A 14,464-nucleotide genomic window follows, 5' to 3' on the forward strand; every position below is an offset into this window, starting at 1 on the left:
AGCAACAGAGTTGCGTGCGCGGCGGCCGGACCGAGTACGTCGACCTTGTCGAGGAACTGAAACTGATGGCAGCCCACGAAGCCGGCGCGGGTGACCAAATATGGGGCCCGAATGGGGCGCGGCCCGAATCTCAGGTGTGAGACCGTCTGCGATCCTGACTTCTTCGAGTCGTACACGAAGTAGCCCTGGGCGTGCCGACCCTCTTCATCGCCGAGAATCTTGATGGTGTTCTTGTTGGCGCTCACGGTCCCGTCCGACCCCAGGCCGAAGAAGATCGCCCGGACCGTGTCAGCAGACTCGATGTCGAACGACGGGTCGTACGCGAGGCTGGTGCCGGAGACGTCGTCGTCGATGCCGATGGTGAAGCGCCGCCGCGGTGCATCGCGGGCGAGTTCGTCGAACACCCCGGCCACCATCGCTGGTGTGAACTCTTTCGACGACAACCCGTAGCGTCCGCCCGACACCCTGGGCATCGTCGCGCGTTCGTGGTCGGTGTGGGCTTCGGCGAGGGCGGCGACGACGTCCAGATACAGAGGCTCGCCGATCGATCCGGGCTCTTTGGTGCGGTCCAGCACCCCGACTGTGCGCACCGTCGCCGGCAGTGCGTCGAGGAACGCTCTCGTGGGGAACGGCCGGTACAGCCGCACGTGCACCACACCGACCCGCTCCCCCAGCTTGGTCAGAGCGGCCACGGTTTCGGCCGCGGTCTGCGCGCCGGAGCCCATCAACACCAGTACCCGTTCGGCCTCCGGGTGGCCGGCGTACTCCACGACGTGCATCGTCCTGCCGGTGCGCTCACCGAGGCGGACCATGAGGTCGTCGACTACCTCGGGAATACGGGCGTAGAACGGGTTTACGGTCTCCCGCGCCTGAAAGTAGACGTCCGGATTCTGCGCGGTCCCGCGGATGAATGGGCGTTCCGGAGACAGCCCTCGCCCGCGATGGGCACGGACCAGCTCCTCGGGTACCAGGGCGCGCAAGTCGTCGTCGGAGAGTGTCTCGATCGTGTTCAGTTCGTGGGACGTCCGGAACCCGTCGAAGAAGTGCAAGAACGGAACCCGAGTCCGAAGGCTGGCCGCCTGCGCGATGAGCGCCAGATCCTGTGCCTCCTGAACCGACGCCGACGAGAGCATCGCGAACCCGGTCTGGCGTACGGCCATCACATCCGAGTGGTCGCAGAAGATCGACAATCCCTGAGTGGCCAGGGATCGGGCCGCGACGTGGATCACGGCGGAGGTCAGCTCGCCGGCGATCTTGTACATGTTCGGGATCATCAACAGCAAGCCCTGTGATGCGGTGAAGGTGGTGGCCAAGGCACCACTTTGCAAAGCCCCGTGCAAGGCTCCGGCTGCGCCGCCCTCGCTCTGCATTTCCACCACCGTCGGCACGGTGCCCCACAGATTGGGCCGTTGCTCGCTGGACCACTTGTCGGCCAGCTCGGCCATCGGCGACGACGGGGTGATCGGGTAGATGCAGCACACCTCGTTGAGCCTGTAGGCAACCGAGACGGTGGCCTCGTTGCCGTCCACCGTCGCGCGGGTCATGTCAGCGCGGGTCATGTCAGCGCGGGTCATGTCGGCTCCGGGAACATGTCGATCGCGTGTACCGGACACTGCTCGAAGCACTCCGCACAGCCGGTGCACTTGTTGTAGTCGTACTGGTAGCCATGGCCGACTCCCAGTTTGACAATCGCGTCCTCCGGGCAGGCTCCGAGGCAACCGTCGCATTCGAAGCAGTTGCCGCACGACAGGCACCGGCCCGCCTCGAAGATCGCCTCAGGAGCCGACAGTCCCCCGACCACCTCACCGAATCCGGCGGTTCGCTGCGTGGGGGCGAGTTCGGATTGCCGTCGCCGGTCGGCGTCAGCGAAGTACCACAGGTGTAGCTCGTCGAATGTCGCTACCGGGTGCTTGGGAGGTCGCTCGCCGGAGGTTCCACGCAGCCAGGCATCGATGTGATGAGCGGCCTTCTTCCCGTGCCCCACCCCGACGGTAACGGTGCGCTCACTTGGCACCATGTCGCCGCCGGCGAACACACCGGGGCAGCCTGTCATCAGCGAATCGCTGACTCGCACGCTGCCGTCGCTCGCGAACTCCACTCCGGGCAGAGTCCGCATGAACGCCGAATCGGTCTCCTGACCCAGTGCCATGATCAGGGTGTCCGCGGCCAAGGACTCGAACTCTCCGGTCGGACGCGGGCAGCCCGCATCGTCGAGTTCCATGATCTCGACCTGCACCTCGGGTCCGTCGAAGGCGGTGATCGTGCGCAGCCAGTTGATGCGGACACCTTCGCGTTCGGCGTCTTCGGCTTCTTCCTCATGAGCCGGCATCTGTGCACGGTTGCGGCGGTACACGATGGCGGTGTCCTCCGCGCCGAGGCGGCGGGCCACGCGGGCCGCGTCCATCGCCGTGTTGCCGCCGCCGTACACAGCCACGTGGCGTCCGACCGCAGGCTTGGCACCGGAGGCGACGCTGCGCAGGAACGACACCGCATCGACCATCGTGCCGGCGTCGCGGACCGGGATATCGACCCGTTTGGCCAAATGGGCACCGACTGCGACGAACACCGCGTCGAAACCGCCCTCCTCCCGTTCCACAGCGAGGTCCTCGACCCGGTGGTTGCCGGTCATCTGCACACCCAGTGCCGCAACTCGCATTACCTCGGCCTCGAGAACGTCACGAGGCAGTCGGTAGTTCGGGATGCCGTAGCGCATCATCCCGCCGGGTTCACTGCCGGCGTCGCGGATCTCGACGTCGTGGCCGAGACGAGCCAGGTGGTACGCGGCGGACAGTCCGCTCGGCCCGGCACCGACCACGAGCACCCGTCTGCCGCTGCGGGCGGGCGGTGGCTCGAACATCCAACTCCGCTCCCGCGCGAGGTCACCGAGGAACCGCTCCACCGCGTGGATCGACACCGCACTGTCGAGGTTGGCGCGGTTGCAGACCGATTCGCACGGGTGATAGCAGACCCGGCCATGGATTCCGGCGAAGGGATTATCGGCCACGAGTTGGCGCCACGCCTGCTCGTGTCGGCCCGCGGTGGCGTGCGCAAGCCACGCCTGAATGTTCTCCCCTGCGGGACAGCCCGCATTGCACGGCGGCAGCAAGTCGACGTAAACAGGTCGCCGCTCGCGCACAGGACCGGCCCTGCTGTGCCCATGGAGCAGGTCCGGGAGCGGAGTCACCTCAGTCGACGGGCCAGTCTCCCCGGCTCCGATACCCCCGCTACTACGCTTGCCCGTAGCCATGCGTCAACGATAGGACTCACGAGTCCGGGCCGCGACCGAACCGGCTGATCTACGTACACAGTCCCACTACTCGCTATCGGACCTGTTCCTGGCATGGGAGCAAGGGCGAACGTGCGAGATCACCGGGGACGGTACGGCACCGTACTCTCGTCGAGTGACTATCCAGCGTGCTCCTGATCCCACACAACTCCACCCCGTCGCCGGCCAGGAGCGGGTGGTATTTCTGAAGCCTCTCATCACGAGCCCGTTGATCGAGGTCGGCGAGTACAGCTACTACGACGATCCCGATCACGCGACCGAGTTCGAAACGCGAAATGTCACACATCATTACGGGCCGGACCGACTTGTCATCGGTAAGTTCTGCGCGTTCGCAGCGGGCGTCACGTTTGTGATGAACGGCGCGAACCACCGCATGAACGGCGTGTCCACGTACCCCTTTCCGATAATGGGCGGAGCGTGGAGCGAACATACCGATCTGATTTCCGACCTGCCTTCACGAGGAGACACGGTCGTAGGTAACGACGTGTGGATCGGCGGAAACGCGACGATCATGCCCGGAGTTCGCATCGGCCATGGGGCCATCGTGTCGACCGGCGCTGTCGTGACCAAGGATGTGCCCGACTACGCGATCGTAGGCGGGAACCCAGCCGCTGTGATTCGCATGAGGTACGACGCGGGCGAGGTCAGCCAACTGGTGGCGTGTGCATGGTGGGACTGGCCGATCGCGAAGATCACAACCCACATTCGCGCGATCGCGGATGGGTCGGTCACTGATCTCCTGAACGCCGACGACGGCGGCTAGCTCACTCCCCCGGGCCCGATTCTCGGCTATATTCTCTTGGCTGGCCAAGGTTGAGGAGTTCGATGCCCGGATTGTCTCGTCGTCAGTTCATGAGTCGGACGGCCGCGTTGGCTGCTCTGTGGGGTGTTGGTCCAGAACTACTCGGCAACCGCGTGGCGGTTGCGCAGACTCCTGTCGATAGCGCGCCGTCGACGCTGTCCGGGACGATTCTCCGCGCGGCGGGCGACGCTCATTCGTATCGGACGTTGAGGGCGGGTCCAGGCGAGGAACACCTGCCACGCCTGGACATTCTTCGCACTGCTCCGTCGCCGGCGAGGATCCAAGCGCGGCGCTCCATCTTGTACCTGGGGCATCTGTCCGATATGCACGTCATCGACGCTCAGTCTCCAGCGCGTATCGAACCGATGATCGTCCAAGACCACGCGACGTGGGGTTCTGCGTTCCACCCTCAGGATCCCCTCACCGTTCATGTGACTGCTGCAATGGTCAAGTCCTTCGCCGACAACACCATCAGCCCGGTCACAGGCGCGCCACTCGGAGCCGCGACAGTCACCGGGGACAGCGCCGACATGCACTCGCACCTCGAATTACGTTGGTACATCGACATTCTCGACGGCGTGCCAGTTCTGCCGAACAGCGGATCGCCGACGACGTTCGAGGGGGTCCAGGCCTGGCAGGATGCACAGTGGGCGTATCGACCGGAGGACCCGTCTGGAGGCTCGTTCGGCGAGTACGGTTTTCCGACACTGCCCCGACTGCTGAACGAGGCAATCGCCACCCCCGTCGAATCGGTCGGCCTGCCGGTGCCGTGGTACGCGGTGTACGGCAATCACGACACGCTTCTCCTCGGCACCTTCGATCTGTCATCGCAACTGCGTGCCCTCGCTGTCGGCGGCGAGAAGTCCTTCACGCTCGAGGCGACGGCCACGTCTGCTCTCGCCGGATACGCGTCGACGGCCAGTCCCCTCCAGAGAATGATCGACGCACTGGGCGTTCAAGCAGGAACTCGACCAGGCTTCCGAAGTGTCACAGCGGATCCGCAGCGCTACCTGTTCGAGCAGCGCGAGTTCATGGCCGAGCACTTCGATACAACGGACGCTCCCGGCCCGATCGGACACGGATTCACTCAGCACAATCTCGACTCGGGCGAAACGTGGTGGTCCTCCGATTTCACGCCGCACGTTCGGGCATACGGACTCGACACCTGCAACGCGGTCGCAGGCGCCGACGGAGCGGTTCCCGACGATCAGTTCCAATGGCTACGCCACCAGTTGGAACGAGCGCAGGCCGAGAAAAAGCTCGTTCTGATCCTCACCCACCACAACAGTCTCACCTTGGAAAACCGGGCTCAGCGACCAGGGACGGAGACCACGCTTCACGGGGCCGAGGAATTCATCGATCTGTTGTTGCAGTATCCAGTAGTGATCGGCTGGTTGAACGGACACACTCATCAGAATCAGATTCTTGCGCATCGAGGAGACGGCCATGGATTCTGGGAGATCACCACAGCCTCGTGCATCGACTTTCCGCAGCAACAGCAAACTGTCGAGATCGTCGACAACCGCGACGGAACGGTGTCGCTGTTCACCACCGTTCTCGACCATGCATCGCCGATCACACCAGGGACTTCCGGAGGCTATCTCGACCTTGCATCGCAGAGCCGTGAACTGGCAGCAAACGATTGGGCGGAGAATCCCTTGATGAGACGCGGGTCCGCTTTGGACCGCAACACCGAACTCCTCCTCCCCGCGCCCTTCGATATGGAATCCATCACCGACGCCTCACTCGAACAACAGCACCTCGGCGAGCACGCCCGCCTGCTCGCGTACGAACCGCGGTTGCAGCGATGAGGCGGATGATAGCGGGAGCGGTCCTCGCGGCATCGCTCTGCGGGTGCTCCCAGATCGATGCTCTCGCTCCGGTGGGCGGGGCGGGAATCGCCGATATGCGCTACGCAGTCAACGAGGTTCTGCTCGAAAAGGGTGTCGACATTCTCGTCGCGCCGGTGTGCGCCGGTGAAGCCCTCGAGCTGCGGTGCACCGGAGAGACCATGACCCAGGAGACCATTACCGCGACATCGACGTCCGAGGACGAGAGCACTTTCGAGTTGGTCGTCGGCACCGAGGTCCTCTACTCGGGAGATGTGCAAAGCGTTCTCGAGCGCAACGGAACTGTCGGTGCTTCGTGAAAAGCCTGACTCGTGGTCTGCCCGTGTTCCTGCCGATCATCCTGGTGGGAGCGCTGATTCAAGCCCTCTTGGTGGTAGGTGATCCAGTCCCGACGGTGTCATGGTGGTTCTCCGTCAAAGCCGTCGCGTCGGCATTGGTTCTGATAGTCACGATCTGGCTGACGATGGGCTTCGCTGCTCACACGAACAGCCGGTTCTCGCTTCGGTTGCTGCTGTCGGTGACTGTCGCGGTGATCTGCGGGGTCGCCGCGGGGGTGCTGAACCCGATTCTGGCACTCGTAGTGGCTTTGGTTTCTCTGCCGGTGTTGTCGGCGGCCGCCGCTGGGCCGCTGAGGTCAGTAGCGCGCACCATCAGGTTCGCCCCACTTCGTGCGTTTTTCGGATTGGCCTGGGCTGCTGTGTTGATCATCGTGAACGTGGTCGCTGCCCTGGTTCTGGGGTTCTTCGTCACGGGTCCTGTTGCCGCTGGAATCACGTGGCTCGTCTTCGGAATCAGCGCAACATCTCTGGCGACGTATTGGGCGTCGCTTCACCGGCGGGCACACGTGCAACAGTGACTAAGCTTTGCCGTTCGCTCCCCCGTCGGGTTCGCTGGGTCCGAGTCCGGACTCGATGACGCCAGGAGGACCAACCTGTGCCACCTGATCCGCTAGCTCCAGCCCCGCGCCTGCATAAACATTGAAGGCGATGTCCACTCCGTGTTCGGTAGCCCACGCGACCTCGTCGTCGTAACGAGCCACCGCCGCGACCCTTCCGCTGAACCCCGACTCGCGTAGACAGGCGAGCGCAGTGACGTTGGCGCCATGGCGAGGCATCGCCAGTACGGCGATTCGCACCGATTCCGAGCGTCGCAATTGATTCCAGAAGTCGAGGTCGGTGGCGTCACCCTCGATGACCCGCAGACCCTCCGCCGCCAGTCGTTCTATTCGGGGCCCGTCGTAGTCGACACCGACCACTCGCAATTCGTAGTGGCTCGTCAGTCGTTGGTACGCGGCGAATCCGACTCTGCCCATTCCGATCACAACAACTTCGGCATCACCGGCATCGCTGGGGCGCTCCTCCGGGTGCAGGCTTTGCTCGTCTTGAGCCGGTAGCCGAGCCGCTATCTTCTCGACCATCAGGTGGCCGCGGCCGTTCACCAGCGCCGACACGACGAAACTCAACGCCACGGCGATCGACATTTCCACCAGCCACTCCGGCGCCAACAAACCATTGGTCACCCCGACCGCCACCACGATCAAGCCGAACTCGGAGTAGTTCATCAGGCTCAACCCAGCAAGCAGCGCTGTGCGGTGTCGCAGCTTCATGAGCGTGAACAAGATGAAGTACAACCCTGCTTTGAACGGCAGGAACAGCAGCATCAACACGGCGACACCGATGCTGGGCAAGTCCGGCAGCCCGGTCAGACCGATGGATACGAAGAATCCAACGAGAAGTAGTTCTTTGATATGGAACAACGACCGCGAGAGTTCCGACGACGCCGAGTGGGACGCCAGCAGCACTCCGATCACCAGCGCACCCAGATCGCCCTTCAATCCAAGAGCAGAGAACAACGCGTAGCCAGGCACGAACGCCATCACGATGCCGAACAGCGACTGCATTTCTCCGTGCCCGAGTCCGCTCCAGATCTTTCGGAGAACGCGAGTGAGCGGCCACAGTCCTACCAGGGTCAATGCCCATAGGCTCGGCAGCGTTCCGCTTGTGGCCGTCAGGAAGATCACTGCGATGATGTCCTGCATCACCAAGATGCCGATCGCGACGCGGCCATAGAGCGAGTGCGATTCACCCCGTTCTTCGAGGACCTTGACCACGAACACCGTGCTGGAGAATGACAGAGCAAAAGCGAGAAGCGCAATCGTCTCGAGGCTCTGCCCTGCCAGCATCGAAACACCGATCAGGGCAAACAGCCACATCGCGATAGTGCCGAGGATGACGCTGACCACCATGTGCGCGGACGTGGTCAGCCAGACCTCCCGACGCAGCAATATCCGAATGTCGAGTTTGAGGCCGATGGCGAACAACAGCAGAGTCACGCCCAGATCGGCAATCGTCGCGAGTTGGGGCACCTCCTCGACGTTCAATGCGTTGATGACGAACCCTGCCGCCAGAAACCCGACCAAGGGAGGCAGTCGCACGGCCATGGCGAGTCCACCAAGGCCGAAGGTGATGACAAGATATATCGCAACTACGGTCATGCGCGTCCCCTGCTGTTCGGGATTGGGTCGTCTGCACCAGCACCGACGAACCCACGTCGTGCCGGATTTGGAACAGTATCCCGGCAACGCGCAGATTTCTCAGTGGACACCAACCATCGGCCGCTGCGAAGGCCGGCCGAATGTACATCTCACGGAGGGCGATCTAGTGCGCTGCACGCACCCCAGTTCGGGCCTTGATCTGCTCCACGAGGATGTCCGCGTGACCGGCGTGACGGGCCAACTCCCCGATCATGAACACGTAGATGAAGCGGAGGCTGACCGTTCCGAACATGCGATGGTGGCAGGTGTCGTCCAGGAGGTACTTCGCTGCCATCCGCCTGGAAACATCGCAGGCCGAATCGAATTCGGCGATCACGTCGACAAGGCGCTCTTCCTCGGTCACGTGGAAGCTGGCGTCGCCACCGGTGAGGGCGAAACCGTTGCAGTCCTCTGCACCGATTCCTGCAAGTGTTCGCTGAAACCATATCCGTTCGGCCACAGCACAATGCTTGAGCAGCGAGATCGGGGTTGTCAGCGACGGAACCAACTTCTGACGGGCTTCGGCGTCGGAGAGGCCATCGACAGCCTTCACGAGCTCGGCACGTTGAAGGTCCAGAGTGTTTTCGAGAAGTACTCGTTCGCCGCCGGTGAGCGGGCGCTCCGAATCGAATCCTGCGGTCATCGTCTTGCTTCCTCTCGGAACGGGTGACATCGACGTCACAGTGACTATCGGGCGATGCGCTGGCTGGCAAGGAGCGCGTCGACACGCTGCCGCTTCTCCTCGAGATCGTCCATCGCGGTCTCGATTCCGGTGAGCGTACGTCTGACAAGTTCCGCGACCCTCGGGCACATGTCGACGTCGGTTCCGTTCACGCACGGAAGCACTTCTCGGATGGTGTCGACCGAGAAGCCTGCGGCGATCAGTGACCGGATCTGTGCGACCGACTCGATCGACGACGAGGAAAACTCTCGGTAGCCGTTCGCATTCCGGTGGGCGGTCAGCAGCCCCTGGGCGTCGTAGTACCGAATCGATCGCGTCGACACCCCGCTGCGCCGCGCAAGTTCACCGATGAGCATTGCTACCTCCGGTCAGTGATCTGAGCCTCACGATGTTGACCTTGACACCAATGTCAACCTCTAGCGTCTGACTTTATGCCAATCACTCAGCTCGTCGCCGATCCCAACGTCGTGATTGCCGGTGACGGTCCCCCGCTCGTGCTTGCTCACGGGGCAGGCGGTTCTGTCGCCGCGAACTTCAACGAAGTCATCGAGTCGATGTCCGCACACCGCACCCTGATTGGAATCGACTATCCGGGTTCCGGGGGTACACCGGCCGACGCCGCATCGCTCGATCTCGACGTGCTCGCCGACACACTGGTCACGACGGCCGTCGACGCTGGTTTCGACCGATTCCCGATCCTCGGCCTGTCACTTGGTTCCGCGGTGGCGGTCACCGCCGCGATCCGTCATCCCGAGCGAGTAACCGGTCTGGTGTTGACAGTCGGTTTCGCCGCCGCCGATCAGCAAATCCGTCTGGTGGTCGACACCTGGACAACCCTGGCCGACATCGATCGCATCGCGTTGGCGAAATACCTGGTGAGCCTTGGGTCTCCCGCTGTACTCGCTCAGCTCGACGATTCCTCGGCTGCGCTGGCCATCGAGTCGACATTCGAGAACTACCCCGAGGGTGGCGCCGATCAGGCCCGCCTCGCCGCGTCCGTCGACGTCACCGGTCTTCTCGCTGCTGTCGATGTTCCGACTCTGGTGGTCGCAGCCGGGCAGGATCGGATCGTCCTCCCAGCGACCACTCGCGCTCTCGCCCAACTGATCCCGAATGCCGAACTCGTGAAATACCCGGACGCCGGGCATATCTTCACCGAAGACGAAGCGAAACGCTGGATGCACGATGTCACCGTGCACCTTCGCACTCATCACCTGTGAGCGGTCATGCTCGGTGACGTCGGTACAGGGCCTGGGCGGCGGCGTCGAATTCCCGAGAACTCATGCGAGTACCCAGTGCGCGCCTGACCAGCTCGGCATGGGTCTCCCCTGCCAGACCCGTGACCGGCTGATCCAAATCCAGATTCGACGGAAACGCATAGCCCTCGGCTGAGGCTGCAACGACGTTGTCCACTTCCTTCCCCTTTCCGCGTTCGGTCCACTCGAGGAGCGTTGGATACAACGCCGACACGACCGTCTCCCGATCGATGCTGTCCAAAGCGCGACCGAACGGCGACGAGATCTGCAGGAGGTTCGCCATCCGATAGATGTCCGTCGAAACATTGCTACCGGCAGCATGAAACAGCGCGGGATTGAAGAACACTGCGTCACCTTCCTCCAACGGAAGCTGAATGTAGTTCTCGGCAAAGTACTGCCGAAATTCCGGCAGATTGAATGCGATGTATCCGGGTTCGAATTTCTGCGAATGCGGAAGATACAAAGTCGGTCCGCTTTCGGTTGGCATGTCGCAATGCGCCACCGCACCCTGCAGCGTCAACGCAGGCGACAGCCGGTGAATGTGCGCACGAAACTTCGCGGCGGAATCGGTGGACATGAAACCGAGGTGATAGTCACGATGCGAATTCTGGGCAGCGCCAGCGGGATTGACGACGTTGATCGCCGACGTGACCTGATACATCGGCCCCAGCCATGCCTCGGACACCAACGCAAGTGTGTCGTTGCAGTAGTACCGCACGAACAATTCCGGCTCCGCCAGCGCCAACTTCTGCAGCGCAGACCAGACCCGATCGTTGGCGCCAGGCTTGGCGAAATGGTCACCACCGGCCACGCCGCTCTCGTGCTGGAAGGCAATGATGTCCTTGTAGACCGCCGTCGTCTCCGCGACAGCGTGGGCGCTGGTGAACGCACCTTTGAACACGACGATACCGGGGCCGTCGAGCAATGCACCGGCGAGTTCGTCCTGAACGTCGGCGCGCGCAGAAGTATCCATCGTCTCCGCCGACAACCGCGCAGCATCGTAGATCAACACGTTCTGTACGACCGCGACCGAGTGCGGGTATTCCGCCAACGCTGTCTTCTGGGATGTCAGGACGTGCAGATCCTCGACCCTGCAGTCGGATTCGCTGATCCGACCGGTTCGCCGAGTCTGCCAGATCTTGCTGGTCATGGTGCCATCCTCTACGCAGTGAAGGCTCCAGTGCTGCGTCGACCGCGTGGAGCTATCCGCCTCAGCTTGTCAAGAACGGACAGCCGGACACAACCCTCGTATCCATCAAAATCCCCTCGAGGATCGGCCGATGAACGCTGCCCCGTGCTTCGCCGACGTCACACTGCGACGAGCACTTTCCCGAGCGAGCGGCCTGACTTCACGTATTCGATCGCATCGGGCACCTGGTCGAACTTGTACGTCCGATCGATTACAGGAGTGATCACTCCTGAGGCGGCGAGGTCGCACAAGATCTGAACATCGGACGCGCATTCCTTAGAGATCAGCCCGACAAGACGGTGATGAACGAGGGGCGACAACAGTGCCGCCCTCAGCACTCTGTCGATACCTCCGAACACCGACTCCTCGGTTTCCGATCCGACGATCACCAATGTCCCGGCTTGGGTAAGCGCCCTGCGCAGAACCTTCAGCGGTCGATTGCCCGCGGTATCGACGATCAGATCGAAGCTGCGGGTCCCATCGAATGCATCGATCGCCGTGTAGTCGAGCACTTCGTCTGCACCCAGTTCGGAGACAAGCTTCATCTTGTTGCCACTGCAGAGGCCGGTGACATGCGCGTCGAAGTGCTTCGCGAGTTGGACGGTGTAGCGACCCACCGCGCCGGCGGCACCGATCACCAGTACGCGGTCACCGGACTTCACGCGGCCGGCATCTCGAAGGGCCTGAAGGGCGGTGAGTCCCGATATCGGTAACGCAACAGCGTTCTCGATACTCAACGACGTTGGTCTGGGAATCAATTTCTGTATTGGCGCAACACACACTTCCGAGAACGCGCCGACTCCGATTCCGACCACCTCGTCTCCGACCGCGAACTCGGTGACGCCGGGTCCGAGTGCCATCACTCTGCCCGCCACCTCGCTACCGGGACGCTTCTTCGGACCCCTGACTCCGAAACCCATGGCGCGCATCAGATACGGCTTGCCTGTCATCATATGGACATCGCCGATATGCACTCCCGCCATCTGTACGTCGACGAGCAACTCTCCCGGCCCCGGCGTCGGAGTGGCGACGTCCTGGAGCTCGATCTGTTCGGGCGTGCCATATCTTTGCTGCACAAAAGCTTTCATTGCGTGCTCCTATCGGCTTGGGTACTGGAAGACGTCTTCGAGCGGGACTTGGAATGCTGCCGCGATCTGGAACGCCACCTCCAGGGACGGTGAGTACCGACCGCTCTCGATGGCGATGATCGTCTGACGGGTGACTCCGATCCGTTCCGCGAGTTCGGCCTGGGTCATCTCGCTGGTTGCAGAACGGAGCGCTTTGATCGAGTTGGTGACCCTGGTCGGCTTCACCATCGCTGAATCCCGAAGCGGTAGGACAGGATTCGAACGGTGCACGACAACACCGACGACAGCAGGAAGGCGAGGTAGATGGTGTTCGCAATCCAGAACTGGTCGATATCGGCGAGCGCGAGCCCCAGTGCAGCAATCGCGCCGATGACCAAAAGCGATTGGCCGGTGTACTCGCTGAACTGGCCGATTTCGTCGTCACGCTGATCAGTTCGGGTCTCACTTTTCGGTGACATCGAACCGACGACGATGTTCAGCACGATAGTGACGACGATCGTGGCAATGATCGTCCCGAGCATCAAGGGTACGTACGACTCGTCGACCGGACCCGACGAGTTCAGCAGAAGAATCAGATACGCCACAGCCCCACCGAGAGCAGTGACGAGCACGATCCACGTGCGTTTCTCTTCGAATGCCATTGCCACTCCAATGTAAGAAATGTTTGACATCACTGAACCTAGACCGTCACCTGATTGATGTCAAAGATTTTTTACAAGGCGTGTAGGCGAAGGACGTATACGTCGGCGACGCGACTCTGTGGACCAGCCGTTCCACCTTCAATCTATAGCGCACCCGGGGTCTTGCGGCAAGACCCCGGGCCTGTCGCAGAATTGCGCGTCGAACGCTGAGAACCAGCAGGAACAGGAGATCGAGCACCCGTGCATTCGTCAATTCCAGAACAGATTTTCGACCTTCCGGCCAACCGTGCAGCAAAGCTCGCGCCGGGATTGATCGACGCAGACGAGCATCATTTCTCGGCGATCACGCAGAGCCTCGCGGACTCGATCGCCGATACGACCGATCGCCTTGCTGTCGCCCGCAAGTCGACCGGGCGTCTGGGTCAGGAGGTGATGGAGCGTGACTTCGAGATTCACCGACTCACCGCTCGGTTGCGTTCCCTCCGGCGATTCGGAGCCGACCTCTGCCTGGGCTACACAGTGTCGTCGACCGGTGAGCGCGTCTACATCGGCAGGGTCGGACTGCTCGACGGGACCGGCGAACAACTGGTCGTGGACTGGCGGTCATCTGAGGCCGAGCCGTTCTTCGGAGCGACTCATGCGAACCCGATGGGGCTCTCGCGGCGTCGACGATACCGCTGGACCAATGGACGAATCGTCGACTACTGGGACGAGGTCTTCTCTGCTGATGATGCGGCGGACTCGGAGCGGGCTGCGCTCGACGACCAATCGTCGTTCATCGCCAGCCTGGGTGGTGCTCGATCGCCGAGGATGCGTGAGGTGCTCGGGACCATCCAAGCCGACCAGGACGCGATCATCCGATCAGGGTCGGACAGCGCTCTCGTCGTCGACGGCGGCCCCGGTACAGGCAAGACTGTCGTCGCATTACACAGAACTGCGTACCTGCTCTACTCGGATCCACGCCTCGGACACAACCGCGGTGGCGTACTGTTCGTCGGTCCTCACGCGCCATATCTCGCATACGTATCGGACGTGCTCCCCAGCCTCGGAGAAGACGGAGTCCTGACGTGCACGCTCGGCGAACTGGTCACCGAAGGAGAGGGTGCCGGCGAGGAGGTCGATCCCGAAGTCGCACGT

The 14,464-nt window shown here is 62.4% G+C and carries 14 protein-coding genes and 1 pseudogene; 6 read left to right on the plus strand and 9 right to left on the minus strand.

All coding sequences use genetic code 11. The features are described 5' to 3' along the window. Together A2J03_RS12650 and A2J03_RS12655 are read right to left on the minus strand one after the other, a co-directional pair. Positions 1-1,544 (minus strand): 2-oxoacid:acceptor oxidoreductase family protein (locus A2J03_RS12650; protein WP_197480738.1); only part of this gene is annotated, 1,544 nt, incomplete at its 3' end. A gap of 26 nt (positions 1,545-1,570) precedes the next feature. Continuing rightward, the gene (locus A2J03_RS12655) at positions 1,571-3,247 is read right to left on the minus strand and encodes an NAD(P)-binding protein (protein WP_068374202.1); all 1,677 of its coding nucleotides are present in this window, start codon (positions 3,245-3,247) and stop codon (positions 1,571-1,573) included. Between the two features lie 160 nt (positions 3,248-3,407). Here A2J03_RS12655 and A2J03_RS31660 point away from each other — a divergent pair, with 160 nt between their 5' ends. The 4 genes from A2J03_RS31660 (at position 3,408) to A2J03_RS12675 (ending at position 6,794) form a co-directional block, all read left to right on the plus strand. Next, on the plus strand, positions 3,408-4,049 hold the full coding sequence (locus tag A2J03_RS31660) for a CatB-related O-acetyltransferase (RefSeq protein ID WP_068374241.1): 642 nt from the start codon (positions 3,408-3,410) through the stop codon (positions 4,047-4,049). Positions 4,050-4,111: 62 nt separating this feature from the next. Further along, complete coding sequence (locus A2J03_RS12665; RefSeq protein ID WP_068374206.1) at positions 4,112-5,899, plus strand: TIGR03767 family metallophosphoesterase; 1,788 nt, start codon at positions 4,112-4,114, stop codon at positions 5,897-5,899. Beyond that, entirely contained in the window at positions 5,896-6,237 is a 342-nt protein-coding gene (locus tag A2J03_RS12670) for a hypothetical protein (protein ID WP_156520359.1), read from the plus strand. The genes A2J03_RS12665 and A2J03_RS12670 overlap by 4 nt, the downstream gene beginning before the upstream one ends. Continuing rightward, positions 6,234-6,794 carry a hypothetical protein gene (locus A2J03_RS12675; protein ID WP_068374213.1) on the plus strand — a complete coding sequence of 187 codons (561 nt, stop codon included), beginning with the start codon at positions 6,234-6,236 and terminating at the stop codon, positions 6,792-6,794. Before A2J03_RS12670 ends, A2J03_RS12675 begins: the two co-directional genes overlap by 4 nt. On the opposite strand, the gene A2J03_RS12680 is transcribed toward A2J03_RS12675, so the two are convergent. The 3 genes from A2J03_RS12680 to A2J03_RS12690 form a co-directional block, all read right to left on the minus strand. Further along, positions 6,795-8,432 (minus strand): cation:proton antiporter family protein, encoded by a 1,638-nt coding sequence (locus A2J03_RS12680; protein ID WP_068374216.1) that lies wholly within the window; start codon positions 8,430-8,432, stop codon positions 6,795-6,797. Between the two features lie 163 nt (positions 8,433-8,595). Then, positions 8,596-9,114: a DinB family protein gene (locus A2J03_RS12685; protein ID WP_068374219.1), complete on the minus strand. Its 519-nt coding sequence runs from the start codon at positions 9,112-9,114 to the stop codon at positions 8,596-8,598. Positions 9,115-9,158: 44 nt separating this feature from the next. Then, positions 9,159-9,509: a MerR family transcriptional regulator gene (locus A2J03_RS12690; protein ID WP_068374222.1), complete on the minus strand. Its 351-nt coding sequence runs from the start codon at positions 9,507-9,509 to the stop codon at positions 9,159-9,161. 75 nt (positions 9,510-9,584) lie between these two features. Here A2J03_RS12690 and A2J03_RS12695 point away from each other — a divergent pair, with 75 nt between their 5' ends. Then, positions 9,585-10,373, plus strand: coding sequence for an alpha/beta fold hydrolase (locus A2J03_RS12695; RefSeq protein WP_068374225.1), 789 nt, complete (start codon positions 9,585-9,587; stop codon positions 10,371-10,373). A gap of 4 nt (positions 10,374-10,377) precedes the next feature. Here the strand turns inward: A2J03_RS12695 and A2J03_RS12700 are convergent, their stop codons facing one another. The 4 genes from A2J03_RS12700 to A2J03_RS12715 all read right to left on the minus strand — a co-directional run bounded on the left by A2J03_RS12700 (position 10,378) and on the right by A2J03_RS12715 (position 13,327). Further along, a complete protein-coding gene (locus A2J03_RS12700) occupies positions 10,378-11,559 on the minus strand; it encodes a phytanoyl-CoA dioxygenase family protein (protein ID WP_068374229.1) in 1,182 nt (393 codons plus the stop codon). Positions 11,560-11,717: 158 nt separating this feature from the next. Further along, positions 11,718-12,686, minus strand: coding sequence for an NAD(P)-dependent alcohol dehydrogenase (locus tag A2J03_RS12705; RefSeq protein ID WP_068374232.1), 969 nt, complete (start codon positions 12,684-12,686; stop codon positions 11,718-11,720). Between the two features lie 9 nt (positions 12,687-12,695). Next, a complete protein-coding gene (locus A2J03_RS12710) occupies positions 12,696-12,914 on the minus strand; it encodes a helix-turn-helix transcriptional regulator (protein WP_068374235.1) in 219 nt (72 codons plus the stop codon). After that, complete coding sequence (locus A2J03_RS12715; protein ID WP_082897799.1) at positions 12,908-13,327, minus strand: hypothetical protein; 420 nt, start codon at positions 13,325-13,327, stop codon at positions 12,908-12,910. Before A2J03_RS12715 ends, A2J03_RS12710 begins: the two co-directional genes overlap by 7 nt. A 240-nt stretch (positions 13,328-13,567) precedes the next feature. Between A2J03_RS12715 and A2J03_RS12720 the strand changes: the two are divergent. Continuing rightward, positions 13,568-14,464: pseudogene (locus A2J03_RS12720) on the plus strand (AAA family ATPase); the annotation flags it as partial.

Source organism: Rhodococcus sp. EPR-157, assembly GCF_001647195.1.
In the GTDB taxonomy this organism is placed as follows: domain Bacteria; phylum Actinomycetota; class Actinomycetes; order Mycobacteriales; family Mycobacteriaceae; genus Rhodococcoides.

Bases quoted from the DNA above. Each gene is read 5' to 3' on its own strand.
- A2J03_RS12700 (WP_068374229.1), bottom strand. From the start codon at position 11,559: ATGACCAGCAAGATCTGGCAGACTCGGCGAACCGGTCGGATCAGCGAA.
- A2J03_RS12695 (WP_068374225.1), top strand. From the start codon at position 9,585: ATGCCAATCACTCAGCTCGTCGCCGATCCCAACGTCGTGATTGCCGGT.
- A2J03_RS12705 (WP_068374232.1), bottom strand. From the start codon at position 12,686: ATGAAAGCTTTTGTGCAGCAAAGATATGGCACGCCCGAACAGATCGAG.
- A2J03_RS12715 (WP_082897799.1), bottom strand. From the start codon at position 13,327: ATGGCATTCGAAGAGAAACGCACGTGGATCGTGCTCGTCACTGCTCTC.
- A2J03_RS12665 (WP_068374206.1), top strand. From the start codon at position 4,112: ATGCCCGGATTGTCTCGTCGTCAGTTCATGAGTCGGACGGCCGCGTTG.
- A2J03_RS12670 (WP_156520359.1), top strand. From the start codon at position 5,896: ATGAGGCGGATGATAGCGGGAGCGGTCCTCGCGGCATCGCTCTGCGGG.
- A2J03_RS12655 (WP_068374202.1), bottom strand. From the start codon at position 3,247: ATGGCTACGGGCAAGCGTAGTAGCGGGGGTATCGGAGCCGGGGAGACT.
- A2J03_RS12690 (WP_068374222.1), bottom strand. From the start codon at position 9,509: ATGCTCATCGGTGAACTTGCGCGGCGCAGCGGGGTGTCGACGCGATCG.
- A2J03_RS12685 (WP_068374219.1), bottom strand. From the start codon at position 9,114: ATGACCGCAGGATTCGATTCGGAGCGCCCGCTCACCGGCGGCGAACGA.
- A2J03_RS12710 (WP_068374235.1), bottom strand. From the start codon at position 12,914: ATGGTGAAGCCGACCAGGGTCACCAACTCGATCAAAGCGCTCCGTTCT.
- A2J03_RS12680 (WP_068374216.1), bottom strand. From the start codon at position 8,432: ATGACCGTAGTTGCGATATATCTTGTCATCACCTTCGGCCTTGGTGGA.